Here is a 26,582-nt window from a genome sequence, read left to right on the forward strand (position 1 = left end):
GGGCAGCGGGCCCGGATGATTGACTTCGGCGCGTGTCCCTCGGTCTTGGTCCCGCCGCTCGCACACACATCCCGGCCGACCCACCGGCCGGCTCACCGGCCGCCGGTCCCGTCGGCCCTGGGTCGCACCGCTCGCTGTGGGCGACGGCCGCCCTGGTCCTCACCCTGGTCCTCGGCGTCCTGGTGGCGGCCGTGGCCGACCAGCAGGCCCACTCGTCGGAGTCCGCGACGTCGACCGGCCAGGTGCACGTCGACAACGCGATCGTCTTCCTCGTCGACGACATGCCCGACTTCAGCTGCGCGGACGCCGACCTCTACCTGCCGCAGAGCAGCCCGTGGCTGCGCGAGCAGGGCACCTGCTTCGAGTCGGCCACGACCTCCACGCCCGTCTGCTGCCCGGCTCGCGCCCAGATCCAGACCGGCCAGCTCGCCCACAACAACCGGGTGGTGAGCCAGACCGCGGCTCGCAACCTCGACCCCCACGACACCGTGCAGCACGACCTCGCGCTCCGCGGCATCGACACCTACGGCCTGGGCAAGAACCTCAACGGCATCGACGCGAGCGAGTACTACGGCCCCGACGCCCGCGACAACGGCTTCTCACACTTCAACTTCTGGAACTCCTACCGCGGCGCCCCCGGCGCCTTCAAGCTCTACGACGAGCAGGGCCAGCAGTACACGCCGACCGACGGCCTGAGCACCACCGAGACCAACGGCGCCTACCTCGACGCCTACCTCGACGACCAGCTCGCCTCCGGGGAGCCGTTCTTCGTCTACGACGCCTTCTTCGCCCCGCACAAGCAGGGCGTCGGCGCCACCGCCGCCGACCTGCCCTACGTCTCGCCGGAGCACGCCCAGTCCCCCGTGCCGCCCTTCCGCTACGCCCCGGAGGGCCCGGGCCGCGACAAGCTCCGGATCTTCCAGGGCGCGCGGTTCTCGCGGGCCTACTACGAGCGGCTCTACACCGCGCGGGTGCGGGCGCTCTACGACGTCGACGAGCAGGTGGCCGCGACGTTCCAGCGCCTCGAGGACGCCGGCGTGCTCGACGAGACCGCCGTCATCTTCACCAGCGACAACGGCTACACCGACCGCGGCCAGGACAACTGGGAGGGCAAGTCGATCCCCTACCCGGCCGCCACCAACATCCCGATGCTGGCGTGGTTCCCCGGGCGGGCGCCGGCGGTAGACACCAAGCCGGTCGCGCTGGTCGACGTCGCCCCCACCCTCTACGACGTGCTCGGCGTCGAGCCCGGCCACCTCCTCGACGGCCACTCGCTGCTCAGCGACCACCGTCGCGACTACGTCTACGCCGAGTTCTACAACGAGGACAGCGGCCCGTCGCGCCGCGAGTCCGGCCCGCTGACCTCCCACCTGCGCTCGTGGCGCGTGGTCAAGCAGGGCCGCCAGGCCTACGTCGAGTGGTACGACGACGACCGCGAGGTCGCCTTCCGCGAGTTCTACCAGGACCCGGGGATGCTCAAGAACCTCCTGTCGCCCGTGCACGCGCGCGAGCGGCCGTCGGCCGCCACGATCGATCGCTTCCGGGCCCTGCTGCGCCGCTTCGGCACCTGCCAGGGCACCCAGGAGCAGGGCAGCCCGCAGCCCTGCCCGTGACCTGCGGCCGGGCGACCTCAGGTCGGGGTCAGGTCGGGGTCAGCACCGCGTGGCTGGTCACCGCGCGCGCGACCACCCGGCCGTCCTGGTGGACCTCGGCCTCGGCGGAGGCGATCCGGCGCCCGGCGCCGACGCAGCGGGCCGTGCAGACCAGGGTGCTGCCGGGCAGGGCGGCGCGCACGTACTGCACGGTGAGCTGCACGTGCGGGGCCGGCGTACCGGCGGGCACGCGGGCGTGGACCGCCCAGCCGGTCGCGGAGTCGAGCAGCGCACTGAGGTAGCCGCCGTGCAGGATGCCGCCGCCGTTGCAGTGCTCGGCGCGCGGGTCGGCCTCGATGACCGCACCCTCGTCGTCGGCCCGCACCAGGCGGAAGCCGAGCAGCCGGGAGAACGGGCCCGGGCCCGTGGAGTCGGGCCGGGAGTCGGGCCGCGTGTCGGGCCGCGTGTCGGGCCGGTCTGCAGAGGTCACCGGGTGACGGTACTGCTCTTGCGCCAAGATATGAATCGCGGTTCACTTCATCAGTGGCCTACCGCCGTACCCCCGCCGTGCAGGAGCGGCTCGACGCGACCCGCGCCGCGATCGTGGCCGCCGCGCACGCCCTGGTCGCCGAGCGCGGGTACGCCGGGTGCTCGGTCGCGCTGGTCGCCTCCGGTGCCGGTGTCGCCACCGGCACCGTCTACCGGCACTTCCCCGACAAGGGCGCCCTCTTCGCCGAGGTCTTCCGCGCCGCGACCCAGCGCGAGGTCGACGCCGTGGCGGCGTCCGCCGCCAAGCCGGGCACGGTCGCTGCGCGGATCGAGGTCAGCGTCGAGACCTTCGCGCGCCGCGCGCTGAAGGCCCCGCGCCTGGCCTACGCCCTCATCGCCGAGCCGGTCGACCCGCAGGTCGAGGCCGAGCGGCTCACCTACCGTCGTGCCTACCGCGGGATCTTCGCGGCCCTGGTCGCCGACGCGGTCGCCGCAGGCGACCTGCCGGCCCAGGACCCCGAGGTCTCGGCCGCCGCCGTCGTCGGCGCGATGGCCGAGGCGCTCGTCGTCCCCCTGCACGCAGGCGTCGCCTCGCAGCGCGTCGTGCCCGAGCTGACCGCTTTCATCACCCGATCGATCGGAGCCACCCCATGAGCACCACCCACGAGGTCACCAACCAGGTCCCGCCGCTGGTCGGCCACGACACCGCGCACGACCCGGCACTGCTCGCCGCCGTCGAGCGCGAGGGGGCCGGCTGGGCGCTCGACGAGATCCACGCGCTGGGGCGTCTCGCGGGCACCGAGGAGGCACAGGAGTGGGGGCGCCTGGCCGAGCGGGTGCCGCCGGTGCTGCGCACCCACGACCGCTACGGCCACCGCATCGACGCGGTCGACTACGTCCCGGCCTACCACCAGCTGATGACCACGGCGGTCGAGCACGGGCTGCACGGCGCCCCTTGGGCCGACGACCGTCCGGGTGCCCACGTCGCCCGCGCCGCCAAGTTCCTGGCCTGGAACGTCGACGCGGGCCACGGCTGCCCGATCTCGATGACCTACGCGGTGGTCCCGGCGTTGCGGGCCGCACCCGACCTCGCGGCGACGTACGAGCCGCTGCTGACCTCGCGCACCTACGAGCCCGGGCTGCGTCCCCCCACCGGCAAGGCGGGCCTGATCGCCGGCATGTCGATGACCGAGAAGCAGGGCGGCTCCGACGTGCGCGCCAACACCACGCGCGCCGTGCCGCAGCCCGACGGGTCGTGGCGGCTGACCGGGCACAAGTGGTTCACCTCCGCGCCGATGAGCGACCTGTTCCTGGCCCTCGCGCAGACCGAGGGCGGGCTGTCGTGCTTCCTGGTGCCGCGGGTGCTGCCCGACGGCGCGCTCAACCCGATGCGGCTGATGCGCCTGAAGGACAAGCTCGGCAACAGGTCCAACGCCTCCTCCGAGATCGAGTACGACGACGCCGCGGCCTGGCTCGTCGGCGAGGAGGGCCGTGGGGTGCGGACGATCGTCGAGATGGTCAACATGACCCGCCTCGACTGCACCCTCGGCACCGCCTCGGGCATGCGCCTGGCCACGGTGCTCGCCACCCACCACGCGCGGCACCGCTCGGCGTTCGGCAAGCACCTGGTCGACCAGCCCGCGATGAAGAACGTGCTCGCCGACCTCGTCGTGGAGTCCGAGGCCGCCACCACCGTGGCGATGCGGCTGGCCGGGGCGACCGACCGGGCGGTGCGCGGCGACCTCGAGGAGGCGTCGTTCCGGCGCCTGGCCCTCGCGGTCTCGAAGTACTGGGTCTGCAAGCGCGGACCGGTCCACGCCGGCGAGGCGATGGAGTGCCTGGGCGGCAACGGCTACGTCGAGGAGTCGGGCCTGCCGCGCATCTACCGCGAGCTGCCGCTGCTCTCGATCTGGGAGGGCTCCGGCAACGTCGCCGCGCTCGACGCCCTGCGCGCCATGGGTCGTGAGCCCGAGTCGGTCGAGCGGTTCTTCACCGAGGTCGAGCTCGCCGCCGGCGCCGACCACCGCCTCGACGACGCGATCGCGCTGGTCAAGAAGGAGCTCTCCGACGGTGCCGAGCTCGAGCTGCGCGCCCGCCGGATCGTCGAGCAGCTCGCACTCGTGCTGCAGGGCTCGCTGCTCGTGCAGCACGCGCCGCACGCCGTGGCCGACGCGTTCTGCGCCTCGCGGCTGGCCCGGGACTGGGGTGGCGCGCTCGGCACGCTGCCGCCCGGGCTCGACCTCGACGCGATCGTCGAGCGGGCCCACGTCGACTGAGGTCGTCTCGCCGTGGTCACAACGGCGCGGCAGGTCTAGCGTGGTCAGGGACGCGCACGGGGGCACGTCTCGACCTGAGGAGCACCATGCCGACCACTGTCGTCGCAACCGACGCCACCGGCTGAGTGACCGGTGCGCGTCCTGTTCTCCTCGACGTCGGGACTCGGCCACGTCTACCCCCTGGTGCCGCTGGCGCGTGCCCTCCTCGACGGCGGGCACGACGTGCTGTGGGCCGTCGGTGCGGACGCGCGTGCTGCGGTGGAGGCCTGCGGCGTGCCCACCGTCGTCTGCGGAGGAGCACGCGACGTCCTGGGCGCGATCCGCGCCGACGTGTTCAGCGTGGCCAAGCGCCTACCGCCGCCCGAGCAGGCCGCCTACCTCTTCCCGCGGTGGTTCGGCGGCCAGGTTCCGTCGATGGTCGACGGCCTGCTGCCGCTGGCCCACGACTGGCGGCCCGACCTGCTCGTCCACGAACAGGCCGAGCTCGCCTCCCCGCTCGTGGCAGCGGTGGTCGGTGTCGCGTCGGTGACCACGGCGTTCGGCGGCCACGTGCCCGCCGCCTTCGTGGCGGCCGCGGGCGAGCGTCTCGCGCCGCTGTGGGCCGCGCACGGCCTCACGGTGCCGCCGTACGCCGGGTGCTACGGCTCGCTCTACCTCGACATCTGCCCGCCGTCGGTCCAGACCGTGCCCGGCGACCACGTGCCGCACCGCCAGCCGCTGCGGCCGGTCGCGATGACCGGGCCACCGCCGTCGGCGACGCCTGACTACTTCGCGGCCGTCGACCGCCCACTGGTCTACCTCACCCTCGGCACGGTGCGTCACGACGCGAGCGTGCTCCGCGCGGCCGTCGCCGCGACCGCAGCCCTCCCGGTTCGGGTGCTGGTCGCGCTCGGCCCCGGTGGCGACGCGTCCGCGCTGGGCGAGGTCCCCGCACACGTGCGCGTCGAGCAGTGGGTGCACCAGCCACAGGTGCTCGAGCACGCTGCCGTCGTGGTCTCGCACGGGGGGTCGGGCACGTTCCTCGGCGCCCTCGCCCAGGGCCTTCCCCAGCTCTGCCTGCCCCAAGCCGCCGACCAGTTCCGCAACGCCGAGGGCGGTGTGCGCAGCGGCGCTGCCCTCGCGCTGCGGCCATCCGAGACGGACGTGAAGGCCGTGCGTGCGGCGGTCGAACGGCTGCTCGCGGAGCCGTCGTTCTCGACGGCCGCGACGGTGGTGGCCGACGAGATCGCAGCCATGCCCTCGCCGGCCGAGGTGGTCGAGGTGCTGGAGGCCCGCTTCGGCTCGGCCCCTACGATCGAGCCGTGACCGCAACCCTCGTCGCGAAGGACCTGTCCGGCGGGCACGGCCACCGCGTGCTGTTCGAGGGGCTCGACCTCACCGTCGCCCCGGGCGACGTCGTCGGCGTCGTCGGCGCCAACGGGGCCGGCAAGTCCACGTTGCTGCGCCTGCTCGCGGGCCAGGCCACGCCGTTGGACGGCACCGTGACCACCGCGCCCAGCGACGCGTTCGTCGGGTGGTTGCCGCAGGAGCACGAGCGGGTCGCGGGCGAGAGCGTCGCGGCCTACCTCGCCCGGCGTACCGGCGCGGCGGAGGCGACCGAGGCGATGGAGTCGACCGCGGCCGCCCTCGGGTCGGGCGTGCCCGGCGCCGACGACGCCTACGCCGTGGCGTTCGACCGCTGGATGGCCAGCGGCGCCGCCGACCTCGAGGACCGCACCGGGTCGGTGCTGGCCGACCTCGGCCTCGACGTCGGGCCCGACGCGCTGATGACGTCGCTCTCGGGCGGGCAGGCCGCGCGGGTGGCGCTGGCGGCGCTGCTGCTCAGCCGCTTCGACGTCGTGCTGCTCGACGAGCCGACCAACGACCTCGACCTCGACGGGCTGGCCCGGCTCGAGACGTTCGTGCAGGGGCTGCGCGGCGGCGTCGTGCTCGTGTCGCACGACCGCGAGTTCCTGGCGCGCTGCGTGACCCGCATCGTCGAGCTCGACCTCGCCCAGCACCAGGTGAGCGTCTACGACGGGGGCTACGACGCCTTCCTCGAGGAGCGCGAGGTCGCCCGACGCCACGCCCGCGAGGCCTACGAGGAGTACGCCGACACCCGCGCCGACCTCGTCTCGCGGGCGCGCACGCAGCGCGAGTGGAGCTCGCAGGGCGTGCGCAACGCGATGAGGAAGAGCCCCGACAACGACAAGATCCGCCGCAAGGCCGCGACCGAGTCGTCGGAGAAGCAGGCGCAGAAGGTGCGTCAGATGGAGTCGCGGATCGCCCGGCTCGACGAGGTCGAGGAGCCGCGCAAGGAGTGGGTGCTGCAGTTCGACATCGCCGCCGCACCGCGCTCGAGCTCGGTCGTGGCGACCCTCAACGAGGCGACCCGTCGGCTCGGCGACTTCACGCTCGGCCCGGTGTCGCTGCAGGTCAACGCGCGCGAGCGGATCGGCATCACCGGTCCCAACGGCGCCGGCAAGACGACCCTGCTGCGGCTGCTGCTCGGCGACGACCGTCCCGACACGGGCACGGCCGCCCTCGGGTCGTCGGTCGCGGTCGGCGTCATCGACCAGGCCCGCACCGGACTGGCCGACGACCAGCCGCTGGGCGAGGCCTTCGAGGCCGTCGTACCCGAGTGGACACAGGCCGAGGTGCGCACCCTGCTGGCCAAGTTCGGGCTCAAGGCCGACCAGGTCGCCAGCCTCGTCGGCCGGCTCTCCCCCGGTGAGCGCACCCGCGCCGCCATGGCGCTGCTGCAGGCCCGCGGCGTCAACCTGCTCGTGCTCGACGAGCCCACCAACCACCTCGACCTGCCCGCCATCGAGCAGCTCGAGCAGGCGCTGGAGTCCTACGACGGTGCGCTGCTGCTGGTCTCCCACGACCGGCGCCTGCTCGAGAACGTGCGCCTCGACCAGCGCTGGGAGGTCGACGCGGGCCGGGTCGCGGCGCGGCACGGGACCTAGGTCCCGAACGGGCCGGGTCGAACGGCCCGACTCCGGTCGTTTCGCACCCGGCGACGCCCACGAAATCTACGGTGGGAGCCCCGAGGATCGACCGAAGGGCAGCCATGCGCACCAGGACGAGGGCCGACCGGCCCGCACGGTCTGCGGAACGCGACGAGGTCGTCGCCGTCCTCGGTCGTGCGGGTGACCACCCGCTCATGCGCTCGTTCCCCCAGGGTGCGTTGTTCGCCTTCGACCACGACCTGCGTTACCTCTGCGCGGGCGGTCAGGGGCTCGCCGACGTAGGTCTGTCGCGCGAGATGCTCGAGGGCAGGACGCTCTTCGAGGCCTTCCCCGACGAAACGGCGGCCGTGATCGAGCCGCAGTACCGCACCGCGCTGAGCGGGGACTCGACGGCCCGCGACATCGCCTACGAGGGGCGGACCTACTCCCAGCGACTCGCCCCGGTGCGCGACGACATGGGGCACGTGGTCGCGGGTCTCGGGGTATGCGTCGACGTGACCGAGGCGCGCCGGGCCGAGCACGCCCTGCGGGTGTCGGTCCAGCAGAACCGGCTGACGTTCGAGCACGCCCCGATCGGCATAGCGATCGTCGAGCTCGACGGCACCTGGCGCGAGGTGAATCCGGCCGTCACCCGGTTCACCGAGTACACCGAGGAGGAGCTCCTGGGCCTGACCTTCCAGGAGATCACCCACCCTGACGACCTCGAGCTCGACCTCGAGCACGTCGGGCGGCTCGTCGCGGGCGAGATCGGGTCCTACCAGATCGACAAGCGCTACATCACCAAGTCCGGGCGCACCGTGTGGGCCCTGCTCTCGGTGGCCCTGGTCCGCGACATCGACGGGTCGCCGCTCCACTTCGTCTCCCAGATCCAGGAGGTCACCGACAGTCGGCGAGCGCACCAGGCGCTGCAGGACCTCACCGCGATGCTGGCCCACGACCTACGCACCCCGGCGGCGGTGATGCTCGGGTTCGCCGAGCTGCTCGAGGGCCTGAGCGGCGCCGAGATGCAGGCGGTCCGTGAGTATGCGTCGCGCATCTCGGCCGGTGCGCGCGCGATGACCGAGATGCTCGACAACGTGCTGGCCGCCACCGTGCTCGACGCCGGTCAGGTCGTCGCCTCGCCGCAGGCGGTGCCGCTGCGGGACTCCCTCGACCTGGTCGTCCACGCCCTCACCGCGCACCCGGTGGTCATCGACACCTCGGGCGTGGACGACGTCGGCGCCTGGGTCGACCCGGTGCATCTGCAGCAGGTCCTGACCAACCTGCTGACCAACGCCGTGAAGTACGGCGGCGACACGATCAACGTCACGGCGACCTCCCGCCGCGGGCGGGTGACCATCGCGGTCACCGACGACGGCCCCGGGGTCCCGCCGGACTTCGTGCCGCACCTCTTCGACCGGTACAGCCGGTCGACGCAGGCCCGTGACGGCCTGCGTCGCGGCAGCGGGCTCGGCCTCTACATCGTGCGGGACCTGCTGGCGGCCAACGCCGGCACGATCACCTACGCGCCCTCCCCGATCGGCGGGGCGACCTTCACCGTCGAGCTCCCCGAGGCGCCCGCCCGGCTGCTCTGAGGCGCGCGCCCCGGGCTCAGTCGTCGGGCAGGTCGGCGAAGGCCTGCTTGGTGGCCTTGTACCAGCCCATCGCGCGCTTGGGGTGACGCCAGCGGCCCTTCATCGCGTCGCGCGCCTCCTGGTGGGAGGCATCGCCGGCCTTCTCCGCGGCCTTGAGGTGCTGGTCCTGGGCGTTGATGACGTCGTCGGCGCTCTCGCCGTGGTGCGCGAGGTCGCAGGGGCCGCCGAGGTCGCGGCAGGTCATGGTCTTCATGTCGTCTCCTGTACGTGGTGGGTGCGAGCTGTCGTGATGCTGACGATCGGTGGGGCCGGGGTGTGACCGGCTCAGCCTCGGGCCTGGCCGCCGTCGCGGCGTACGACGTCGGCGAGCACGTCCGGGGCCGCGCGGAAGGTGATGGCCCGGACCTGACCGTCGGCGACGGTGAAGTCGAAGACGACCTTGGCGGCACCCAGGTGGAACCACGCCGCGGCGGGACGGCCGCCGACCAGCACGGGCAGCGCGGCGCGGGCACTGCCGTCGAAGAACGTCGCCACCTCCTCGCGGCCCTCGATCGACGCCGGGGTGCCGAGCAGGACGGCAGCGTCGTCCGCGGTGACGACGGCGTCGGGGGCCAGCAGCTGGAGCAGGCGGTCGAGGTCGCCTTTCCTGGCGGCGGCCATGAAGGCGTCGACGACCTCCCAGTCGGCCAGGCGGTCGTCGGAGCGGGGCTGGGCCACCTTGGCCCGCGCCCGTGAGGCGAGCTTGCGCGCCGCGACCGGTGTGGTGTCGAGGACCGCCGCGATCGTCGGGAACTCGAAGCCGAAGCTGTCGTGCAGCACGAACGCGACCCGCTCGCGCGGCGAGAGCCGGTCGAGCACGACCTGCAGCGCGACGCCGACGGTGTCGGCGAGCACGACGTCGTCGGCCGGGTCCGGGACCGAGTGCTCGCCGTCGACGTCCTCGACCTCCTCGACCGGCACCGGCGTGCGCGCGCGCAGCCGGTCGAGGCACAACCGCGTGGTCACGGTCGTCAGCCAGGCCGGCAGGCTCTCGATCTCGGTGCCGCCGCGATCGGTGCGGTGCAGCCGCAGCCACGCCTGCTGCACGACGTCCTCGGCCTCGGCGTGGTCACCGAGCACCCTGCTCGCGAGCGCGACCAACCGTGGTCGCTCCGCCTCGAACCGCTCCGTCTGGTCCATGGTCGACACCCTTCCCTCTGGGCTCCCCCTCGGGGCTCCGTCACTCCCCTGACGTGCGGTCGCGGTCGGGTGTGACCGGCTCGCGATCAGAACCGGCCGGCCGCCACCAGGGTCGGACGCCGCTCGTCGGGCAGCGCCTCCTCGACGACGTAGCGCCGCGGGCCGGCGTCGGGGGCGTGCAGGAGGGTGTCGGGACCGGTCCAGAACCCGACGTGGGTGATCGGGGTGCCGGCCCCGTCGCGCGCGAAGAACCACAGGTCGCCCGGGCGCTCGTTGCCCAGGGCGACGGGCTCGCAGCGCGCAGCCTGGTCGGAGGCGTCGCGCGGCACCTCGACCCCGACGGCCCGGAAGGCCGCGTGCACGAGACCGGAGCAGTCGATGCCGTCGTGGGTCAGGCCGCCCCAGACGTACGGCGTGCCGAGGTAGGTCCGCGCGATAGCCACGACGCTCTCCTCGTCGAGGGCGAGGTCGTCGGCGCGCACCCACCCGGGGTAGCCGACGGGGTCCTTCGACGACCACTGGGCCGGGGCGACCACCCGCAGCCAGTCCCCCTCGCGGGCGCGCACCTCGACGTGCTCCCCCACCCACAGCTGGGTGACCTGCTCGGCGGACTCGTCGGGTCCGGCCAGCACGCCGGTCACTCGGATCGCTTTCATGACAGCACTCCTTCGATGCCCAGACCGGGCCGGTCGGACAGGACGAGCCGGTCGCCGTCGTACGACGGGCCCCCGGCGTAGGGCGACGCCACCGACCACCAGGCGGCGTCGAGGTCGGGCAGGCTGGTCGTGCCCACGGCGGCGACCAGCGCGGCCGCGGCACCCACCCCGAGGTGCGACTCCATCATGGAGCCGACGAACGTGCCGAAGCCGTGCAGGTGCGCGACCCGCAGCAGCTCGAGCGCGGGCGTCAGCCCGCCGCACTTGGCGAGCTTGACGTTGACCAGGTCGGCGGCGTCGAGGCGGATGACCTCGACGAGGTCCTCGAGGGTGAAGAGCGACTCGTCGGCCATCACGGGGGTCTCGACGTGGGCGGTGACGTAGGCGAGACCGATCAGGTCGTGCGCCGGGACGGGCTGCTCGACCAGCTCGACGTCGGCACCGGCCGCTTCGAGAGCACCGATCACGCGCACGGCCTCGAAGGCGTCCCAGCCCTGGTTGGCATCGAGGCGCAGGCCGACACCGGGACCGACCGCGGCCCGCACCGCGAGCACCCGGGCGACGTCGGTGGTGGCGTCGGTGCCGACCTTGAGCTTGAGCGTGTCGAACCCGTCGTCGACCCGCGCCGTCGCGGCCGAGGCGAGCTCGGCCGGGCTGCCGGCCGCGAGCGTGACGTCGGTGCGGACGTAGGCCGGCGGCAGCGCCGTCACGCCCACGTGGGCCGCGAGGTGCTGGGCCAGCGTCAGCCCGGAACGCCGCGCGGCGAGGTCGTGCAGGGCGACGTCGGCGGCCATCTTCGCCGACCGGTTGGCGACGACCGCACGCTGCACGAGAGCAGTGCTCTCGGACAGGTCGGCGGGACGGCCGACCAATGCGTCGCGCAGCGGTCCCTCCAGGCAGGCCTGCGACCCGGCGAGCGAGTCGCCGGTCACCTGCCACACCTGCGGTGCTTCACCCCACCCGACGGCGCCGTCGCTGTCGACGACCTCGACGAGCACCGCCTCGACGGTCGTCGTGGAGCGCAGGGCGGTGACGAAGGGCGTGTGCAGCGGCACGCTCAGGCGACGGGTGCGCACCTCGGCGACCGTGGGCGTGTTCATCGGCGACGCTCCCAGGCCTCGGCGGCGAGCGCGGCGATGCGCGCCTCGGCGACCTCCAACGAGTCGTCGGTGCGGGTGAGCACGACCAGCGCGAACGCCGCGCCACCCTGCGCGGCCGTCGGCCGGACGATCGCCATGTCGTGGGTGAGGCCGTCGACCCAGCCGGTCTTGTTGGCCACGTGGGTGCCGGCGGGCAGCCCTGCGGGGATGCCGTCGCGGTAGCGCTGGCCGAGCATGACCTGCTCCACGGCCGTCGGCGTGTGGGCCAGCACCCGGCCGAGGTCGCGGGCGGTGACCTCGTTGGCCAGTCCGGCCTCGCGCGCGGCCAGGTCGCCGATGCCGCGGGTGAATCGCGTGCGGCCACTGACCCCGGCGTCGGCCAGCACGCGCTGGACCGCCGCGACCCCGACCTGCTCGAGCAGCAGGTTGGTCGCGATGTTGCTCGAGTCGACGATCGCCCGGCAGCGCAGCTCGCGCAGGGTCTCGGTCGCGCCCAGGGCGTCCCAGGTCGCGTCGTCCTGGTCGTCCTCGCGCGCGATGGTGAAGCGCCCGCCGACCGCCGACTCGAAGTCGTCGTGCACCCGTACCGCGGTGTCGAGGTCGACCGCCTCCGCAGCGGTGGCCAGCGGCACCTTGACCAGGCTCGCGGCGTACGCCGGCTCGTCGGCGTCCTGCTCCCACCAGGTCGTGCCGTCGAGCCCGCCGAGCCAGACCCCGATCAGCTCCTGTGTCACGGGTCCCACCTTAGGATCCGCCCCGTGCCCGACCTCACCCCGCACCAGCGTGAGCTCCTCGACCGGTGGCTACCGGGGTGGGCCGTCGTGCGCGACCACAGCTGGGGCCAGGTCGACCGGACCGTCCTGGAGGTACGCCGCGCCGACACCTCCTACGCCGTCAAGGCGTCAGGGCCCGACGACTCCCACCTGGCCCGCGAGGTCCGCGCGCACCAGGAGTGGCTCGGGCCGTGGCGCGCGACCGGCCACGCCGCCACCCTGGTCGGCGCCGACCTCGAGGCCCGCCTGCTGGTGACGACGTGGCTGCCGGGCCGCCTCGTCGAGGGCACGGCGGCCCAGGGCGCGCCTGCGACCTACCACCAGGCCGGCGTCCTGCTGGCGGTGCTGCACGGGCAGCTCGCCGTCGTGGACCCCGACCACGAGGCCCGCGAGAACGCCCGCGCCCTGCGCTGGCTGGACGAGCCGCACCGCATCGCCACGGACACCGAGGCGCTGCTGCGCGACGAGATCGCCGCCTGGCCGACGCCCCCGGCGAGGTTGGTCCCCACCCACGGCGACTGGCAGCCGCGCAACTGGGTCGTCGACGACGACGGCACCGTGCGGGTCATCGACCTGGGCCGGGCCGACCTGCGCACCGCCGCCTCCGACCTCGCCCGGCTCGCCGCCCAGGACTTCCGCCGCGACCCGGCCCTCGAGGCCGCCTTCCTCGAGGGCTACGGCACCGACCCGCGCGAGCCCCACGCGTGGTGGCGCCAGCAGGTACGCGAGGCGATCGGCACCGCCGCCTGGGCCCACCGCGTCGGTGACGAGCCGTTCGAGGCCCAGGGCCACCGGATGCTGCGCGACGCCCTGGTCGGGCCACGACCACGACCTGACTAGGACCTGATTAGGGTGCAGCATGCCCAACCGCGTGCAGGACCTGCTCGGCATCGAGATCCCGATCGTCCAGGCCCCGATGACCTACATCGCCCGGGCGGGCCTGGCCGCCGCCGTGTCCGAGGCGGGCGGGCTCGGCGTCGTGGAGTCGCTGACCGACGAGGGGCGTGCCGACCTGCTCCGGATGCGCGACCTGACCGCCAAGCCCTACGCCGCCAACCTGATGATCCAGGGGTGGAAGAACGACCCGTCGATCGTCGACGTGCTCGCCGAGGCGGGCGTCCCCGTGGTCACGACGTCGGCCGGCGACCCGGGACTCTTCACCGACCGGCTGCACGACGCCGGCATCACCGTGCTCCACGTCGTCGGCACGCTGCGCGGTGCCCAGAAGGCCCGTGACGCCGGCGTCGACGGGCTCGTGGTCGAGGGGGTCGAGGGCGGCGGCTTCAAGGGCGCCCTCAGCGCCTCGACCCTCGTGCTGCTGCCGCTGGTCGCCCAGCACGTCGACCTCCCGCTGATCGCCGCCGGCGGCATCTGCGACGCCACCTCGATGGCCGCCGCCCTCGTGCTCGGCGCCGACGGCGTGCAGATGGGCACCCGGATGCTCGCCACCCACGAGGCCGGCGTCCACCAGCACTTCAAGGACGCGATCGTCGGCGCCGGCGACGACGCCACCGTGCTGCTGAGCGTGCCGGGCAACCCCACGATGCGGGTGCTGCGCAACGAGCTGACCGCACGCACCGAGCACGACACCAAGCTGCTGGGGCGCATCACCGACCTCTACTTCGGCGGCGAGATGGACGCCAGCGTCGCCAACACCGGTCAGGTGTCGGCGCGGATCGGCTCGGTCGAGCCCGTCGCCGACGTCGTACGCCGCACCTGGGACGGCTGCCGCGCCGCCCTCGACGCTGCGTCAGCCCGCCTGGGCTGACCGGCCGGCTCGCGCGGCCCCGGCGAGACCTACTCGACGACGACCTCGACGCGCTGGAACTCCTTGAGGTCGGTGTAGCCGGTGGTCGCCATCGAGCGGCGCAGCGCACCGATGAGGTTCATCGTGCCGTCGGCGACGCGCGAGGGACCGAAGAGGATCTCCTCGAGGGTGCCGACCTGGTCGAGCCGGACGCGGCGACCGCGGGGCAGGACCTCGTGGTGGGCCTCGGCACCCCAGTGGAAGCCGTGGCCGGGCGCGTCGGTGGCCCGCGCGAACGGCGAGCCGACCATGACGGCGTCGGCGCCGCAGGCGATCGCCTTGGCCAGGTCGCCGGACGTGCCGATCGAGCCGTCGGCGATGACGTGGACGTAGCGCCCGCCGGACTCGTCGAGGTAGTCGCGACGCGCGGCGGCGACGTCGGCGACCGCGCTGGCCATCGGCACCGCGACACCCAGGACGGTGCGGGTGGTGTGGGCCGCGCCGCCGCCGAAACCGACGAGCACACCGGCCGCGCCGGTGCGCATCAGGTGCAGCGCCGCCTGGTGGGTCGCGCACCCGCCGACGATGACCGGCACGTCGAGCTCGTAGATGAACTCCTTGAGGTTGAGCGGCTCGGCCTGGCTCGAGACGTGCTCGGCGCTGACCGTGGTGCCCCGGATGACGAACATGTCGACGCCGGCGTCGACGACGACCTTGGCGAACTCCTTGGTGCGCTGCGGCGACAGCGAGCCCGCGACCGTCACCCCGGCGTCGCGCACCTCGCGCAGCCGCTCGGTGATGAGCTCGGGCTTGACCGGCTCGGTGTAGATCTCCTGCATCCGTGCGGTCGCGTCGATGCCCTCGAGCCCCGCCACCTCGGCCAGCAGGTCGCTCGGGTCGTCGTAGCGGGTCCACAGGCCCTCGAGGTTGAGCACCCCGAGCCCGCCGTGGTGGCCCAGCGCGATCGCGGTGGCCGGCGACATCACCGAGTCCATCGGCGCGGCGAGCACCGGCAGCGAGAACCGGTAGGCGTCGATCTGCCAGTCGGTGCTGACCTCCTCGGGGTCACGGGTGCGCCGCGACGGCACGATCGCGATGTCGTCGAAGGAGTAGGCCCGGCGGCCACGCTTGGCCTGGCCGATCTGGATCTCGGTCATGCGGTCAGTCTCCCATGCACGCCGGGTCAGCGCGCAGCGGCGGCGACCGCCTCACGCAGCCCGCGCGAGGCGAGCCGGTCGGCTCGCTCGTTGCCCTCGTTGCCGGCGTGGCCCTTGACCCAGTGCCAGTCGACGTCGTGCTCGGCGCAGGCCGCGACCAGGCGCTGCCACAGGTCGACGTTCTTGACCGGCTGCTTGGCCGAGGTGCGCCACCCGTTGCGCTGCCAGTTGACGACCCACTGGGTGATGCCGCTGCGGACGTAGACGCTGTCGGTGTAGAGCTGCACCGCCGAGCGACGGGTGAGCGTCTCGAGCGCCATGATCGGCGCCATCAGCTCCATCCGGTTGTTGGTGGTCGTCTCGGCCTCGCCACCGCAGAGGTCCTTCTCGTGGACGCCGGCACGCAGGTAGGCGCCCCAGCCGCCCGGTCCGGGGTTGGGCTCGCACGCCCCGTCGGTGTAGATCACGACCTCGTTCACGCCCGTGATCGTAGGCCGTTCGGGCTATGGACCACGCCGCGACGCGGCGGGACGGTGACGTGCAGCCCGTCTCCCCCCAGCCACCCTCCAGGAGTCATCGTGCGGATCCGTCCCGCGCTGGTCGCGCTCAGCCTCGTCCTGCCCGCCCTGGCCGTCGTCACGGTCGTCGACGGCGCTCCACCTGCGCGGGCCGTGACGGCGTACACCTGGCAGGGCACGCAGAGCACCCTGTGGAGCGACATGCGCAACTGGGAGCCGCAGGGCATCCCGGAGGACGGCGACTCGGTCACGCTGCCCACCGGGACCATCACCGGCGTCCCCACGGTCACCCTGGGCATGCTGACGGTCAACGGTTCGCCGGACGCCGCCACGTCGTTGTCCGGCGAGGGCACGGTGTCGGTGGGGACCCTGCTGTGGCAGGGCGGGGACATCAACGTCGATCTCGAGGTCGGTGCCCTCGGTGCCCTCCCGTCGATCATCGCGCCGGGCAACACCCCGCTCCGGTTCGGCTACGGCGGCCAGCAGACCCTGCGCCTGCTCGGTCAGACCTCGCTGGCCACGGGCCTCGGCGCGGGCACCGAGCCCTGGTTGCAGCTGATGTTCGACAGCTCCATCGAGGTGGCCGGCACCGGCACCCTCACGCTCGACCCCGAGGCCTGGGTCCTGGGCAACCGTTGCTGCACCGCTCCCTCCTCGACCCTGCGGGTCGACGGCACGGTCGAGGTCGGGTCGATCACCGGTGCCACCGGACGCACGGTGCGCCTGCAGGAGGTGGGCCTCGACCTCGGCGGCCGCTTCGACGTCGGCACCGGCAACACCGTCGACCTCGTGGGCGGCCCGGTCCGCGCCGGCAGCGCCCCCGGGTCGGCGACCCAGGGCCCCGGGTCGATCACCGGTGGCGGCACCTTCCGCGTCACCGAGACCGACGGCGAGGCCTTCGAACCCGGCGACCCCACGGCCGCCGACGGCACCCTCAAGCTCCTCGACGACCTGACCCTCGCCGACGGCACCACCCTCGAGCTGGGCCAGTACGCCGAGCTCGCCGGCGCCCACCAGGTGCTCGGCGACGGGTCGGTCCGGCTCGCCGGGGCGCGGGTGCGCGGAGAGGTCCGGGTGGCCCCCACCGTCCCGGTGACGGTGCTGCCCGGCCCGCCGACCCGGGTGCAGCGCTGGTCCGCCGACGTCGGCCAGCGCGGGCTGCTCACCCCCGCCGGCGGACTCACCGTCGCCCCCGGCGCCACCCTCGCCGTCGACAGCGGCGCCCGTCTGGTCGTGCCGGCGCAGGCCACACTGAGCCTGCCGGCGGGCGCGACCCTCACCTCCGGGTCGTGCTGCACCGACCCCGGGCGGGTCACCGTCCAGCGCGACGCCACGCTCGCCATCGGGCGCGGCAGCGGCGACCCGACGGTGCTGCAGTCGGTCGAGATCGGCGGCGCCGGGGACCTCACCCACGCCGGCCGCTCGCAGTGGTCGCTGGCGGGCACGACGTTCGTTACCGGCGCGACGTTCACCGGCTCGGGCAGCATCGACGGCGACCTGCCGGCCGGCGCGCTGCGGGTGACTCCGGTCGGTGTGCTCGCGATCGACGGCGACTACACCGCCAACGCCGGCGGCACCTACGTCGTGCGCGTGCCCACCTCGACGGACGCCACCGCGACCGACCGCGTCACCGTCACCGGCACGGCGTCGCTGAGCGGGGCCGTCGTGACCACGGGCGGCACCCGGTGGCCGCGCGACACCGGCTTCGCCGTGCTCACCGCAGGACAGGTGGTCGGTGGTTTCGGCTGTGCCCGCACCCCCGGCTTCGTGCCGGTCATCGGCAGCCGCTCGGTCAACCTGCGCTCCGTGGTGGTGCGCGACGGCGGCTGCTTCGTCCCGGCCGCGAGCACCCGGCTGAGCGCGACCTTCAGCGGCCGTCGCGCGACCAGCGTGGCGGTGCCCGGCCAGGCCCGCCGGGTGCTGCTGCGGGTGACGGTCTCGCGGACCACCCGGCCCACGCGGCTGACCCTGTCGGCCCCCGGCGGCGCGACCGAGCGGGTCGACGCCCCCGCGCGGCGTACGACGGTCACCTACGTCGTCGTCCGGCTCGGCGCGACGTCACGGCTGCAGGCCACCTTGGACCGCCGGGCCCGCCTGACGGTCGCCCAGGTCGGCTGGTACGGGTGAGCGCGGCCTAGGAGCCGGTGTAGTTGGGGGCCTCGACGGTCATCTGCACGTCGTGGGGGTGGCTCTCCTTGAGCGAGGCGGCGGTGATGCGCACGAAGCGGCCCTTGTCCTGCAGCTCGGGCACCGTGCGGGCACCGACGTAGAACATCGACTGGGTCAGCCCGCCGATGAGCTGGTGGGCGACCGCCTCGAGCGGGCCGCGGTAGGCGACCTGGCCCTCGATGCCCTCGGGCACGATCTTGTCGTCGCTGGACACCTCGGCCTGGAAGTAGCGGTCCTTGGAGTAGGACTTCTTGCCGCGGCTCGACATCGCCCCCAGCGAGCCCATGCCGCGGTAGGCCTTGAACTGCTTGCCGTTCATGAAGACCAGGTCACCGGGCGACTCCTCGCAGCCGGCCAGCAGCGAGCCGACCATCACCGAGTCGGCGCCGGCCACGAGGGCCTTGGCGATCTCGCCGGAGTGCTTCATGCCGCCGTCGGCGATGACGGGGACCCCGGCGGGCTTGCAGGCCAGTGACGCCTCGTAGACCGCGGTCACCTGGGGTACGCCGACGCCGGTGACGACGCGGGTGGTGCAGATCGAGCCGGGCCCGACCCCGACCTTGACGGCGTCGGCGCCGGCGTCGACGAACGCCTGGGCGCCCTCGCGGGTCGCGACGTTGCCGCCGATGACCTGCACGTGGCGGGTCGCGGGGTCGTTCTTGAGGCGCTGCACCATCTCGAGCAGCATCCGCACGTTGCCGTGGGCGGTGTCGGCGACCAGCACGTCGACGCCGGCCTCGACCAGGGTCGTGGCGCGCAGCCAGGCGTCGCCGAAGTAGCCGATCGCGGCGCCGACCATGAGCCGGCCGTGGGCGTCGTTGGAGGCCAGCGGGAACTGCTCACCCTTGACGAAGTCCTTGACGGTGATGAGGCCGCCCAGGCGCCCGTCGGGGTCGACCAGCGGCAGCCGCTCGCGCTTGTGGGCGCGCAGCAGCAGGGTGGCGTCCTCGCGGGAGATGCCGACCGGACCGGTGATCAGCGGCATCGGGGTCATCACCTCGTCGACCTTGGTGGTGGCCCACTCGGCGACCGGGGTGAAGCGCAGGTCGCGGTTGGTGCAGATGCCGATGAGGCGGTTGTCGGAGTCGACGACCGGCAGGCCGGAGACGCGGTACTCGCCGCAGATCCGGTCGAGGTCCTCGAGGGTGCGGTCGGGGGTGATCGTGACCGGGTTGGAGATGATGCCGGTCTGGGTGCGCTTGACCAGGTCGACCTGGTAGGCCTGGTCCTCGATCGACAGGTTGCGGTGCAGCACGCCGAGCCCGCCCTGGCGGGCCATCGCGATCGCCATCCGCGACTCGGTCACGGTGTCCATCGCGGCGCTGATGATCGGCACCTTGATCGAGATCTCGCGGGTCAGCCGCGTGGTGGTGTCGATCTCGTCGGGCGCGAGGTCGGAATGACCGGGCAGCAGCAGGACGTCGTCGTAGGTGAGACCGAGGGCGGCGAACTTGTCAGGGACCTCCACACACCAAGCCTACGCGGAGACGCACGTCACCTGCCGGTCAGCCCGGCTCACTCCTCCCGGGGCCGCAGCTCGGTCACCGAGATCCGCACGGTGAGGGTCTCCCCCGCCATCCGGATCCGGCCGCGCATGCCCGCCGCGAGCACCATCGGCATCACCGCGCGGTTGTCGTGGGCGGTGGTGAGCACGACCTCGGCGGCCCCTAGCCCGCGGGCCACCCGCGCGCCCTCGCCGAGCAGCTTGGTGCCGATCCCGCGCCGCTGCCACGCCACGTCGACCTCGAGGTCGATGGTGTGGACGGCCGGGTCCTCGGGCGTCGGCGTCACGACCGCGCGGCCCACCGCGACGCCGTCGGCGAGCGCGGTCACCCGGGGCCCCTCGACGACGTACGTCGGGACGGCGCCGCTGCCCATCCGGCGGCCCCCCGAGGGGGCGAAGGCGGGCCGTTCGCGACCCAGGACGTCGCTGACGAGGTCGGCCATCGCCGCCCCGCGGTTGCGCTCGACGGCGGTGAACGGCGCCGTACGACGCACCTGCACCTGCACCTCGCCGACGCTCATCTCCATGACGTCCTGGGGCTCGTCGCCGGGGTGCACGTCGGCGTCGAAGAGGTGGGCCACGACGTCGGGGAACGACGCCGGCTGCTCGAGCACCGCGCGCGCGGCCTCGACGTAGCGGGTCGGCTGGTCGACCAGCGCGTCCTCGGAGCACGGGCTGGCCACGACCCGGGTCGCCCCGGCGCGCTCGACCAGCGCGACGAGGTCACCGGCCGCCCAGTCCTCGGGGGTGCGCACCACGAGCTCGTCGGTGACCTGCTCGACGTCGGGGAACGCCTGGAAGCCGACGATGTTGACCCCGGCGCTCCCGCACTCCTGGGCCAGGGCGGCCAGGGCTCCAGGTCGGTCCGGCAGCGTCGCGCGCACTCTCCACAGCATGTCCGGAGCGTGCCCGGAGCGTGTTACGACCACAAGTCTCCGCAGGTTTCGCCCGCGATCCGGCGCACCTGCTCAGTTGGTCCAGCTGCCGCTGTCGGAGTACTGGCTCGAGTCGTCGGGGTCGATCGGGGGCCACGAGGTGCCGCCCTTGAACGCCTTGGAGCTGCCCAACGACATCCAGTCCATCGCGCCGACCGTGTCGGCGTTGAGGTTGATGTCGCGGATCGCCTTGGTGCACGCGTTGACGAGGTTGAGCGCCGAGCTGATCAGCGACAGGATCGGGCCCGAGTCGCCGGTCAGGATGTTGCCGAGGTCGAGACCGCTGGCGATCTTGGACACGATGTCGGAGGCGAGCGCCAGCAGGGCCTGGACGATGTTGCTCCACGCCTGCTTGAGCGCCTGGGCGGCTGACGCCATCAGCTTGGCGGCGGCGCCCATCTTGTCGGCCATCACGGTCATGGCGGCGACCTGCTCGCGGCTGGCCTCGCCGAACGCGGTGAAGCCCAGGCCACCCCAGTACTTCGCGAGCTGGCCCTTCTCGTGCTCGGCGTCGAACACCGCACTCTCCAGGCTCTCCTTCGCCGAGAGGTACCTCGTGCCGAGCTCGAACAGCTTCGCGGGGTTGCCGATGAGCGCGTCGACCGCGGCCTGGACGGCGTCCCAGAGCTCGTCGAGCTTGTCGAAGACGTCCTGGGCGATGCCTTCGAGCTTGTCCCCGAGGATGCCCTGACCGAGGGCCGCGGTGATCCCCAGACCCGGGCTGATCACGCCGATGCCCACCAGGTCCCAGAACCCGAGCTTGCAGACCCGGTCGTGGACCTTGCTGATCCCCTCCTTGACCCCGGCGACGATGGCGTCCTCAGCCTTGTTGATCTCGGCCACCCAGTCGTCGGGGGTCGTGAAGAGGAGCAGCTCCAGCCCCGTCAGCACCCCGGTCGGGTCGGCGAACACCGGCAGGGGCAGGTCTCCGTCGCTCATGGCTGCTCCACCGCACGCCGGACGCGGTCGGCGTCGCTCGCCGCCCCGTCGTCGGTCCTGACGAAGTCGTCGGCGGCCAGGCGGATCGCCTTGCCCATCTCCGCCGCGTTGTCCATGCCGGCGGACAGCAGGCGGTCAGCCAGCTCCATGAAGTCCTGGTGCTTGTCGGCGACCGACGACATCGCCAGCCCGAACAGGCCGTGGGCCGTCGTGCCCTGCTGCGCGACCGCCATCGCCGCGACCAGGTCGTAGGTGATCGTCCACTCCCACGTGTACGCCGAGGAGTAGAGCTGGGTCGTGTCGGCCCACATGGTCTGCTTGCCCGACAGCGGGATGGTGCTGCCCCCGGTCGCTTCGACTGCCTGGTTCATCGGATCAACGTCTCCTTCAGGGCCTTGGTGAGGTGGGCGAGCGTGGCGACCTGCAACCAGCCCGGATCGGTCTCGAGCCGGTCGGGCACGCCGGCGTCGCTGAGGTGGACGGTGAGGCAGCCGTTGCCCGACACCCGGGGCCGGGGGGCTTCGTCGAGCCGCGGCGAGTAGGCGAAGAAGCGCTCGCGGGCCTCCTGCGGCGACGCGATCGTGATGGGTCTCGCGCGGTAGGTCTGCAGGATCCGGGGCGGCTCGAGACCCCGCTCGGCACGCTCGGCCAGGCCGGAGACGAGGGCCGACCGCACCGACCGCTCGCCCTCGGCCCGGGCCAGGGCGCCCAGGACCGCTTCGGCGAGACCCTCCGGGGTGCGCAGGGCGTCGGTGTCGCGGACCGCGACGACGTCGACCACGTCACCCGCGGCGTCCACGGTGACCCGGATGACGCCCCCGGCGTCCGTGGCCGTGACCGGGTCCTCGCAGGCGTAGAGATCGTTCCCGTAGCGCCGGCGGCGGCGCTGGAGACTCTCGGTGGTCGACATGGGGGTCCTCTCGTCGTGCTCGGGGTCGTGGTGCCCCGCGAGACGGGCGCCAAACCACGGGCCCGCCGCGTTTGGGCTCCCGCCGAACGGGCAGGAGCGCGCTCATGTGCCCGCGCCGTGTCGCCCGTCGCGGCGTCGTCACCCTGGTCGTCCTCGTCGCCCTGGGTGCCGTGCTCCTGGTCGGGGCCGGGCTCGTCACCGTCCGCGTGCTCGACGGGCGTGACCGGGTCGAGGTCGGCGACGAGGTCGACGCGGCGTTCGTCCCGCGGTCCACGCCGGTCACGGTGCGGGTGCCCCCCGGCACCCTCCAGGTCGTCGTCGGCGACCCGGTCGACGAGGTCGATGGGGTCGACGGGGTCGACGTGGGCACCCGGGCTCCGCGCGGAGGGAGCCTGGTCGGCGTGTCGGTCACGATGACGCCGGACCCGCGGGCCCTCTACGGGCCGAGCGACGCGGCTCCGGCCGAGCCCGAGCTCCAGCTGCGGATCGGCGACGCGCGCTACCCGGTCTCCCTCGCCTCGGCCTTCGTGCAGCCCGGCGGGACCGCCGTGGCCGCCACCCGATCGGCGTACGTCGCCGTCGACGGGCGTCCCGACCTCGACCGGAGCACGCTCGTCGTGACCTTCGACGGGGTCGCCCAGACCGTCGACCTGGCCTCGGGCACGGTCGACCGGGGGCGCGCGGCGGGTCTCTACGACACCGCCGCGACGCGGCCGCAGGACGTCGCCTGCCCCGACGCCACGTGGTCGACGGGCTTCCGGGGCGAGCCCGGGTCGGCCACGCGCTGCGGCGTCGCGGTCCTCGGGGTGCCCTGGGTGACGACCCTGGGCTGGGCGCCCGTCGACCGGGACTGGGTCGTGGTGCTCGGCACCCAGCCCGGCTTCACCAGCGTCACGTCGCGCGAGGACGACCCGGGGTCGCACGCGGCGCAGGCGAGCGGCACCGCGGCGTACGCGCTCGACGGCGCCGACCCCGTCGCGACGTTCCCCCGCTCGATCGACCCGGCCGACGGCGAGGTCGTGGTCTTCGCGCCCACCGACGCGCCCGGGGCGCTGAGGATCACCCGGACGTACACCACGACGGACACCAGCGGGCTGACCGCGCAGGCGACCTGGCGGGTCCGGCTCGCGTCGGCTACAGCGGGTCGATCCCGTTGATCTTCCACGCGCCGGAGCGCAGCACCATCTCGACGCGGACCCGGTTCCTCGACAGCACCCGTGGCTGCGCGTCCTTGCGGCCTTCTCGCGGGCGGACCTGGACCTGGTCGACGTAGACCAGGCAGACCACGGCGGTGTCGCCGTCGGTGCGCACGACGCCGGCCCCGCGCACGCGGGCCTCCACGACGGAGCGTTGCCGCTGGGCCAGCGGCCGGACCCGGCGGTCGAAGGTGCGCGTGAAGACGCGGGCGTAGCCGGTCGTCATCGCCTGCGTGGCCCGCGTGAGGGTGGCGTCGAGGTCGCGGTGGTCGTAGCCCAGGGCCGCCGGGAGCGCCGAGACGGCGGCGGCCAGGGCCTCGCCGCCCGGCCCGAGGAGGTCGGCCGGCACGAAGTAGGGTGCCTGGGCGGTCTCGACCGGGGGCGCGGTCGCGCCGTCGGCGGCGGGCCGGGTCAGGGCGAGCACGACCGCGAGGGCCGAGCCCAGCAGCACCAGCACGAGCAGCACCGTCACGCGACGATCGCGGAGCACCGTCACCTCACGCCACCTCGTCCAGGCTCGCGACCAGCCACCGGCCGTCGACGAGGTCGAGCCCGACCCGGGTGCGGTAGCGCGTGGTGCCCTCGGCGCCGACCCGCGCCGTCGTGACGTCGACCGACACCAGCACGACGGCCCGGTCGGTCACGAGGTACTCGGTGGCGGTGCCGTCGCGCGGCAGCCTGGCGGACAGCACGAGGTCCTGGGCGACGATCCGCTCCGCGAGGGTCTTGGCCCGGGCGTCGTACTCGTCGACGAAGCCGGGCGTGCCGAGGGCGCGCATCGCCGCCATGTCGGCCTTGATCGTGCGGTGGTCGAGGGTGAAGTAGGTCGTGGCGGCGGTCCGGGCCGCCACCACCGCGCGTCCGGCGCTGTCCTCGGTCCAGCCGGCGTTGCCGATGTCGGCGGGCCGCTGGACGCGGATGCCCGCCGCGTCGCGCCGGTCGTGCAGCAGGACCAGCGACGTCGCGACGACCACGACGAGCAGCGCGGCCAGCAGCGCGAGGAGCAGGCGTGGGCTGCGCGGGGCCGCGGTCTGGTCCATCGCTCCCTCCCTGGGCTCACGGGCTGACCGGGACACCCTGGCACGAACCGCCTGCGCGCGTGCAGGGTTCGCCGCAGAGCCGAGGGTGAGTCGAGGGAGCACAGCGGCCCGGTGCCGAAGCACCGGGCCGCTGGTCGAGCTGGTGGAGCTGGTGGAACGGGTCGATCAGTGACCGTGGCCGTGGCCGTGGCCGCCGGCCGCGGCGGCCTCGTCCTCGTCCTCGGGCTTCTCGACGATGAGGGTCTCGGTCGTCAGCAGCATCGCGGCGATGGAGGTCGCGTTGATGAGGGCCGAGCGGGTGACCTTGACCGGGTCGAGGACGCCCTGGGCGACCAGGTCGCCGTACTCCTCGGTCGCAGCGTTGTAGCCCTTGCCGAGGCCGAGCTCGCGGACCTTGCTGGTGACGACGTAGCCGTTGACGCCGCCGTTCTCGGCGATCCAGCGCAGCGGCTCGTCGGCGGCCTTGCGGACCACGCGGACGCCGAACGCCTCGTCACCGGTGAGGCCGAGGTCCTTGTCGAGCACGGAGACGGCGTGGATGAGCGCCGAGCCACCGCCGGGGACGATGCCCTCCTCGATCGCGGCGCGCGTCGCGGAGACGGCGTCCTCGATGCGGTGCTTCTTCTCCTTGAGCTCGACCTCGGTGGCCGCGCCGACCTTGATGACGCAGACGCCGCCGGCGAGCTTGGCGAGGCGCTCCTGGAGCTTCTCGCGGTCCCAGTCGGAGTCGCTGTTGTCGATCTCGGCCTTGATCTGGGCGACGCGCGCCTCGACCTCGGCGCTGTCGCCGGCACCGTCGACGATGGTGGTGTCGTCCTTGGTGACCACGATGCGCCGGGCGGTGCCGAGCACGTCGAGACCGACCTGGTCGAGCTTGAGACCGACCTCGGGGGCCACGATCTGGCCGCCGGTGAGGGTCGCGATGTCCTGCATCATGGCCTTGCGACGGTCACCGAACGCCGGGCTCTTGACCGCGACGGCGCTGAAGGTGCCGCGGATCTTGTTGACCACGAGGGTCGAGAGCGCCTCGCCGTCGACGTCCTCAGCGAGGATGAAGAGCGACTTGCCGGCGGCGATGACCTTCTCGAGCAGGGGCAGCAGGTCGGAGACCGAGCTGATCTTGCCCTGGTGCAGCAGGATGTAGGGGTCGTCGAGGACGGCCTCCATGCGCTCGGGGTCGGTGACGAAGTACTGGCTGATGTAGCCCTTGTCGAACTGCATCCCCTCGGTGAACTCCAGCTCGGTGCCCATGGTGTTGGACTCCTCGACGGTGATCACGCCGTCCTTGCCGACCTTGTCGAAGGCGTCGGCGAGCAGCTCGCCGATGTGGCTGTCACGGCTCGAGATGGTCGCGACGGACGCCATGTCCTCGCGGGTCTCGACCTCGCGGGCTGCGGCGAGCAGGGCGTCGCTGACGGCCTGGGCGGCGAGGTCCATGCCGCGCTTGAGGCCCATCGGGTTGGCGCCGGCCGCGACGGCGCGCAGGCCCTCGTGGACCATGGCCTGGGCCAGGACGGTGGCGGTGGTGGTGCCGTCACCAGCGATGTCGTTGGTCTTGGTGGCCACCTCCTTGGTGAGCTGGGCGCCGAGGTTCTCGAACGGGTCGTCGAGCTCGATCTCACGAGCGACGGTCACACCGTCGTTGGTGATGGTCGGCGCGCCCCACTTCTTGTCGAGGACGACGTAGCGGCCCTTGGGGCCGAGCGTGACCTTGACGGCGTTGGCGAGGGCGTCCACGCCGCGCTCGAGGGCGCGGCGGGCGTTCTCGTCGAACTCCAGGATCTTGGGCATCTGGCTACTTCCTTGGAACGTTGCGAAATGGGGGTCGGGCCGTGTGCCCGGCCGCGGTCAGGGGACCGGGCGCAGGCACACGACCC

Annotated in this window: 26 protein-coding genes; 10 read left to right on the plus strand and 16 right to left on the minus strand. The window is 73.4% G+C overall.

The genetic code is table 11. The features are described from left to right. Nucleotides 1–32: 32 nt before the first annotated feature. The gene (locus tag FZC61_RS10815) at nt 33–1,613 is read left to right on the plus strand and encodes a sulfatase-like hydrolase/transferase (protein WP_148614176.1); all 1,581 of its coding nucleotides are present in this window, start codon (nt 33–35) and stop codon (nt 1,611–1,613) included. A gap of 28 nt (nt 1,614–1,641) precedes the next feature. Here the strand turns inward: FZC61_RS10815 and FZC61_RS10820 are convergent, their stop codons facing one another. Next, nucleotides 1,642–2,082, minus strand: a complete 441-nt coding sequence (locus FZC61_RS10820; RefSeq protein WP_170286069.1) for a PaaI family thioesterase — start codon at nt 2,080–2,082, stop codon at nt 1,642–1,644. A gap of 53 nt (nt 2,083–2,135) precedes the next feature. On the opposite strand from FZC61_RS10820, the gene FZC61_RS10825 reads away from it, so the two are divergent. The 5 genes from FZC61_RS10825 (at nt 2,136) to FZC61_RS10845 (ending at nt 8,882) form a co-directional block, all read left to right on the plus strand. Next, the gene (locus FZC61_RS10825) at nt 2,136–2,735 is read left to right on the plus strand and encodes a TetR/AcrR family transcriptional regulator (protein ID WP_148614178.1); all 600 of its coding nucleotides are present in this window, start codon (nt 2,136–2,138) and stop codon (nt 2,733–2,735) included. After that, nucleotides 2,732–4,357, plus strand: a complete 1,626-nt coding sequence (locus FZC61_RS10830) for an acyl-CoA dehydrogenase family protein (RefSeq protein WP_148614179.1) — start codon at nt 2,732–2,734, stop codon at nt 4,355–4,357. Before FZC61_RS10825 ends, FZC61_RS10830 begins: the two co-directional genes overlap by 4 nt. A 132-nt stretch (nt 4,358–4,489) precedes the next feature. Then, nucleotides 4,490–5,662: a glycosyltransferase gene (locus FZC61_RS10835; RefSeq protein ID WP_148614180.1), complete on the plus strand. Its 1,173-nt coding sequence runs from the start codon at nt 4,490–4,492 to the stop codon at nt 5,660–5,662. Further along, nucleotides 5,659–7,305: an ABC-F family ATP-binding cassette domain-containing protein gene (locus FZC61_RS10840; RefSeq protein ID WP_148614181.1), complete on the plus strand. Its 1,647-nt coding sequence runs from the start codon at nt 5,659–5,661 to the stop codon at nt 7,303–7,305. The genes FZC61_RS10835 and FZC61_RS10840 overlap by 4 nt, the downstream gene beginning before the upstream one ends. Nucleotides 7,306–7,502: 197 nt before the next feature. After that, nucleotides 7,503–8,882, plus strand: coding sequence for a sensor histidine kinase (locus tag FZC61_RS10845; RefSeq protein WP_170286070.1), 1,380 nt, complete (start codon nt 7,503–7,505; stop codon nt 8,880–8,882). A gap of 16 nt (nt 8,883–8,898) precedes the next feature. Here FZC61_RS10845 and FZC61_RS10850 read toward each other — a convergent pair whose 3' ends face one another. The 5 genes from FZC61_RS10850 to FZC61_RS10870 all read right to left on the minus strand — a co-directional run bounded on the left by FZC61_RS10850 (nt 8,899) and on the right by FZC61_RS10870 (nt 12,551). Further along, nucleotides 8,899–9,135, minus strand: coding sequence for a DUF1059 domain-containing protein (locus tag FZC61_RS10850; RefSeq protein WP_148614183.1), 237 nt, complete (start codon nt 9,133–9,135; stop codon nt 8,899–8,901). 71 nt (nt 9,136–9,206) lie between these two features. Beyond that, complete coding sequence (locus FZC61_RS10855; RefSeq protein WP_148614184.1) at nt 9,207–10,061, minus strand: sigma-70 family RNA polymerase sigma factor; 855 nt, start codon at nt 10,059–10,061, stop codon at nt 9,207–9,209. Nucleotides 10,062–10,147: 86 nt separating this feature from the next. Next, entirely contained in the window at nt 10,148–10,717 is a 570-nt protein-coding gene (locus FZC61_RS10860; protein WP_148614185.1) for a C40 family peptidase, read from the minus strand. Continuing rightward, nucleotides 10,714–11,817: a dipeptide epimerase gene (locus tag FZC61_RS10865; RefSeq protein ID WP_148614186.1), complete on the minus strand. Its 1,104-nt coding sequence runs from the start codon at nt 11,815–11,817 to the stop codon at nt 10,714–10,716. The genes FZC61_RS10860 and FZC61_RS10865 overlap by 4 nt, the downstream gene beginning before the upstream one ends. Continuing rightward, nucleotides 11,814–12,551: a serine hydrolase gene (locus FZC61_RS10870; RefSeq protein ID WP_170286071.1), complete on the minus strand. Its 738-nt coding sequence runs from the start codon at nt 12,549–12,551 to the stop codon at nt 11,814–11,816. Before FZC61_RS10870 ends, FZC61_RS10865 begins: the two co-directional genes overlap by 4 nt. A 24-nt stretch (nt 12,552–12,575) precedes the next feature. Between FZC61_RS10870 and FZC61_RS10875 the strand changes: the two genes are divergently transcribed. Further along, nucleotides 12,576–13,430, plus strand: a complete 855-nt coding sequence (locus FZC61_RS10875) for a protein kinase family protein (RefSeq protein ID WP_148614188.1) — start codon at nt 12,576–12,578, stop codon at nt 13,428–13,430. A gap of 19 nt (nt 13,431–13,449) precedes the next feature. After that, nucleotides 13,450–14,358 carry an NAD(P)H-dependent flavin oxidoreductase gene (locus tag FZC61_RS10880; RefSeq protein WP_148614189.1) on the plus strand — a complete coding sequence of 303 codons (909 nt, stop codon included), beginning with the start codon at nt 13,450–13,452 and terminating at the stop codon, nt 14,356–14,358. A 29-nt stretch (nt 14,359–14,387) separates the two neighbouring features. On the opposite strand, the gene FZC61_RS10885 is transcribed toward FZC61_RS10880, so the two are convergent. Together FZC61_RS10885 and rnhA are read right to left on the minus strand one after the other, a co-directional pair. Further along, nucleotides 14,388–15,494: a GuaB3 family IMP dehydrogenase-related protein gene (locus FZC61_RS10885; RefSeq protein ID WP_148614190.1), complete on the minus strand. Its 1,107-nt coding sequence runs from the start codon at nt 15,492–15,494 to the stop codon at nt 14,388–14,390. Nucleotides 15,495–15,520: 26 nt separating this feature from the next. Further along, nucleotides 15,521–15,973, minus strand: coding sequence for a ribonuclease HI (gene rnhA / locus FZC61_RS10890; RefSeq protein WP_148614191.1), 453 nt, complete (start codon nt 15,971–15,973; stop codon nt 15,521–15,523). A 99-nt stretch (nt 15,974–16,072) separates the two neighbouring features. Between rnhA and FZC61_RS10895 the strand changes: the two genes are divergently transcribed. After that, entirely contained in the window at nt 16,073–18,139 is a 2,067-nt protein-coding gene (locus FZC61_RS10895) for an autotransporter outer membrane beta-barrel domain-containing protein (RefSeq protein ID WP_148614192.1), read from the plus strand. A gap of 7 nt (nt 18,140–18,146) precedes the next feature. Here FZC61_RS10895 and guaB read toward each other — a convergent pair whose 3' ends face one another. The 5 genes from guaB to FZC61_RS10920 form a co-directional block, all read right to left on the minus strand. Continuing rightward, nucleotides 18,147–19,649 carry an IMP dehydrogenase gene (gene guaB, locus FZC61_RS10900; RefSeq protein ID WP_148614193.1) on the minus strand — a complete coding sequence of 501 codons (1,503 nt, stop codon included), beginning with the start codon at nt 19,647–19,649 and terminating at the stop codon, nt 18,147–18,149. Between the two features lie 47 nt (nt 19,650–19,696). Next, nucleotides 19,697–20,581: a GNAT family N-acetyltransferase gene (locus FZC61_RS10905; protein WP_148614194.1), complete on the minus strand. Its 885-nt coding sequence runs from the start codon at nt 20,579–20,581 to the stop codon at nt 19,697–19,699. 72 nt (nt 20,582–20,653) lie between these two features. Next, nucleotides 20,654–21,559 (minus strand): hypothetical protein, encoded by a 906-nt coding sequence (locus FZC61_RS10910; RefSeq protein ID WP_148614195.1) that lies wholly within the window; start codon nt 21,557–21,559, stop codon nt 20,654–20,656. Continuing rightward, on the minus strand, nt 21,556–21,930 hold the full coding sequence (locus FZC61_RS10915; RefSeq protein ID WP_148614196.1) for a hypothetical protein: 375 nt from the start codon (nt 21,928–21,930) through the stop codon (nt 21,556–21,558). The genes FZC61_RS10910 and FZC61_RS10915 overlap by 4 nt, the downstream gene beginning before the upstream one ends. After that, the gene (locus FZC61_RS10920; protein WP_148614197.1) at nt 21,927–22,469 is read right to left on the minus strand and encodes a hypothetical protein; all 543 of its coding nucleotides are present in this window, start codon (nt 22,467–22,469) and stop codon (nt 21,927–21,929) included. The genes FZC61_RS10915 and FZC61_RS10920 overlap by 4 nt, the downstream gene beginning before the upstream one ends. 104 nt (nt 22,470–22,573) lie before the next feature. On the opposite strand from FZC61_RS10920, the gene FZC61_RS10925 reads away from it, so the two are divergent. Beyond that, nucleotides 22,574–23,626: a hypothetical protein gene (locus tag FZC61_RS10925; RefSeq protein ID WP_148614198.1), complete on the plus strand. Its 1,053-nt coding sequence runs from the start codon at nt 22,574–22,576 to the stop codon at nt 23,624–23,626. On the opposite strand, the gene FZC61_RS10930 is transcribed toward FZC61_RS10925, so the two are convergent. From FZC61_RS10930 to groL, 3 genes are all read right to left on the minus strand, one after another. Beyond that, nucleotides 23,604–24,161: a hypothetical protein gene (locus tag FZC61_RS10930; RefSeq protein WP_148614199.1), complete on the minus strand. Its 558-nt coding sequence runs from the start codon at nt 24,159–24,161 to the stop codon at nt 23,604–23,606. The genes FZC61_RS10925 and FZC61_RS10930 overlap by 23 nt on opposite strands. A gap of 1 nt (nt 24,162) precedes the next feature. Continuing rightward, entirely contained in the window at nt 24,163–24,705 is a 543-nt protein-coding gene (locus FZC61_RS10935; RefSeq protein WP_148614200.1) for a cbb3-type cytochrome c oxidase subunit II, read from the minus strand. 165 nt (nt 24,706–24,870) lie between these two features. Continuing rightward, nucleotides 24,871–26,496 carry a chaperonin GroEL gene (gene groL, locus FZC61_RS10940; protein ID WP_148614201.1) on the minus strand — a complete coding sequence of 542 codons (1,626 nt, stop codon included), beginning with the start codon at nt 26,494–26,496 and terminating at the stop codon, nt 24,871–24,873. Nucleotides 26,497–26,582: the final 86 nt, after the last annotated feature.

Source organism: Nocardioides rubriscoriae (genome assembly GCF_008087085.1).
GTDB classification, from domain to species: domain Bacteria; phylum Actinomycetota; class Actinomycetes; order Propionibacteriales; family Nocardioidaceae; genus Nocardioides; species Nocardioides rubriscoriae.

Coding starts and splice junctions, on each gene's coding strand:
- FZC61_RS10830 (WP_148614179.1), top strand. CDS start 2,732: ATGAGCACCACCCACGAGGTCACCAACCAGGTCCCGCCGCTGGTCGGC.
- FZC61_RS10845 (WP_170286070.1), top strand. CDS start 7,503: ATGCGCTCGTTCCCCCAGGGTGCGTTGTTCGCCTTCGACCACGACCTG.
- FZC61_RS10850 (WP_148614183.1), bottom strand. CDS start 9,135: ATGAAGACCATGACCTGCCGCGACCTCGGCGGCCCCTGCGACCTCGCG.
- FZC61_RS10855 (WP_148614184.1), bottom strand. CDS start 10,061: ATGGACCAGACGGAGCGGTTCGAGGCGGAGCGACCACGGTTGGTCGCG.
- FZC61_RS10860 (WP_148614185.1), bottom strand. CDS start 10,717: ATGAAAGCGATCCGAGTGACCGGCGTGCTGGCCGGACCCGACGAGTCC.
- FZC61_RS10865 (WP_148614186.1), bottom strand. CDS start 11,817: ATGAACACGCCCACGGTCGCCGAGGTGCGCACCCGTCGCCTGAGCGTG.
- FZC61_RS10880 (WP_148614189.1), top strand. CDS start 13,450: ATGCCCAACCGCGTGCAGGACCTGCTCGGCATCGAGATCCCGATCGTC.
- FZC61_RS10885 (WP_148614190.1), bottom strand. CDS start 15,494: ATGACCGAGATCCAGATCGGCCAGGCCAAGCGTGGCCGCCGGGCCTAC.
- FZC61_RS10905 (WP_148614194.1), bottom strand. CDS start 20,581: ATGCTGTGGAGAGTGCGCGCGACGCTGCCGGACCGACCTGGAGCCCTG.
- FZC61_RS10910 (WP_148614195.1), bottom strand. CDS start 21,559: ATGAGCGACGGAGACCTGCCCCTGCCGGTGTTCGCCGACCCGACCGGG.
- FZC61_RS10915 (WP_148614196.1), bottom strand. CDS start 21,930: ATGAACCAGGCAGTCGAAGCGACCGGGGGCAGCACCATCCCGCTGTCG.
- FZC61_RS10920 (WP_148614197.1), bottom strand. CDS start 22,469: ATGTCGACCACCGAGAGTCTCCAGCGCCGCCGCCGGCGCTACGGGAAC.
- FZC61_RS10925 (WP_148614198.1), top strand. CDS start 22,574: ATGTGCCCGCGCCGTGTCGCCCGTCGCGGCGTCGTCACCCTGGTCGTC.
- FZC61_RS10935 (WP_148614200.1), bottom strand. CDS start 24,705: ATGGACCAGACCGCGGCCCCGCGCAGCCCACGCCTGCTCCTCGCGCTG.
- groL (WP_148614201.1), bottom strand. CDS start 26,496: ATGCCCAAGATCCTGGAGTTCGACGAGAACGCCCGCCGCGCCCTCGAG.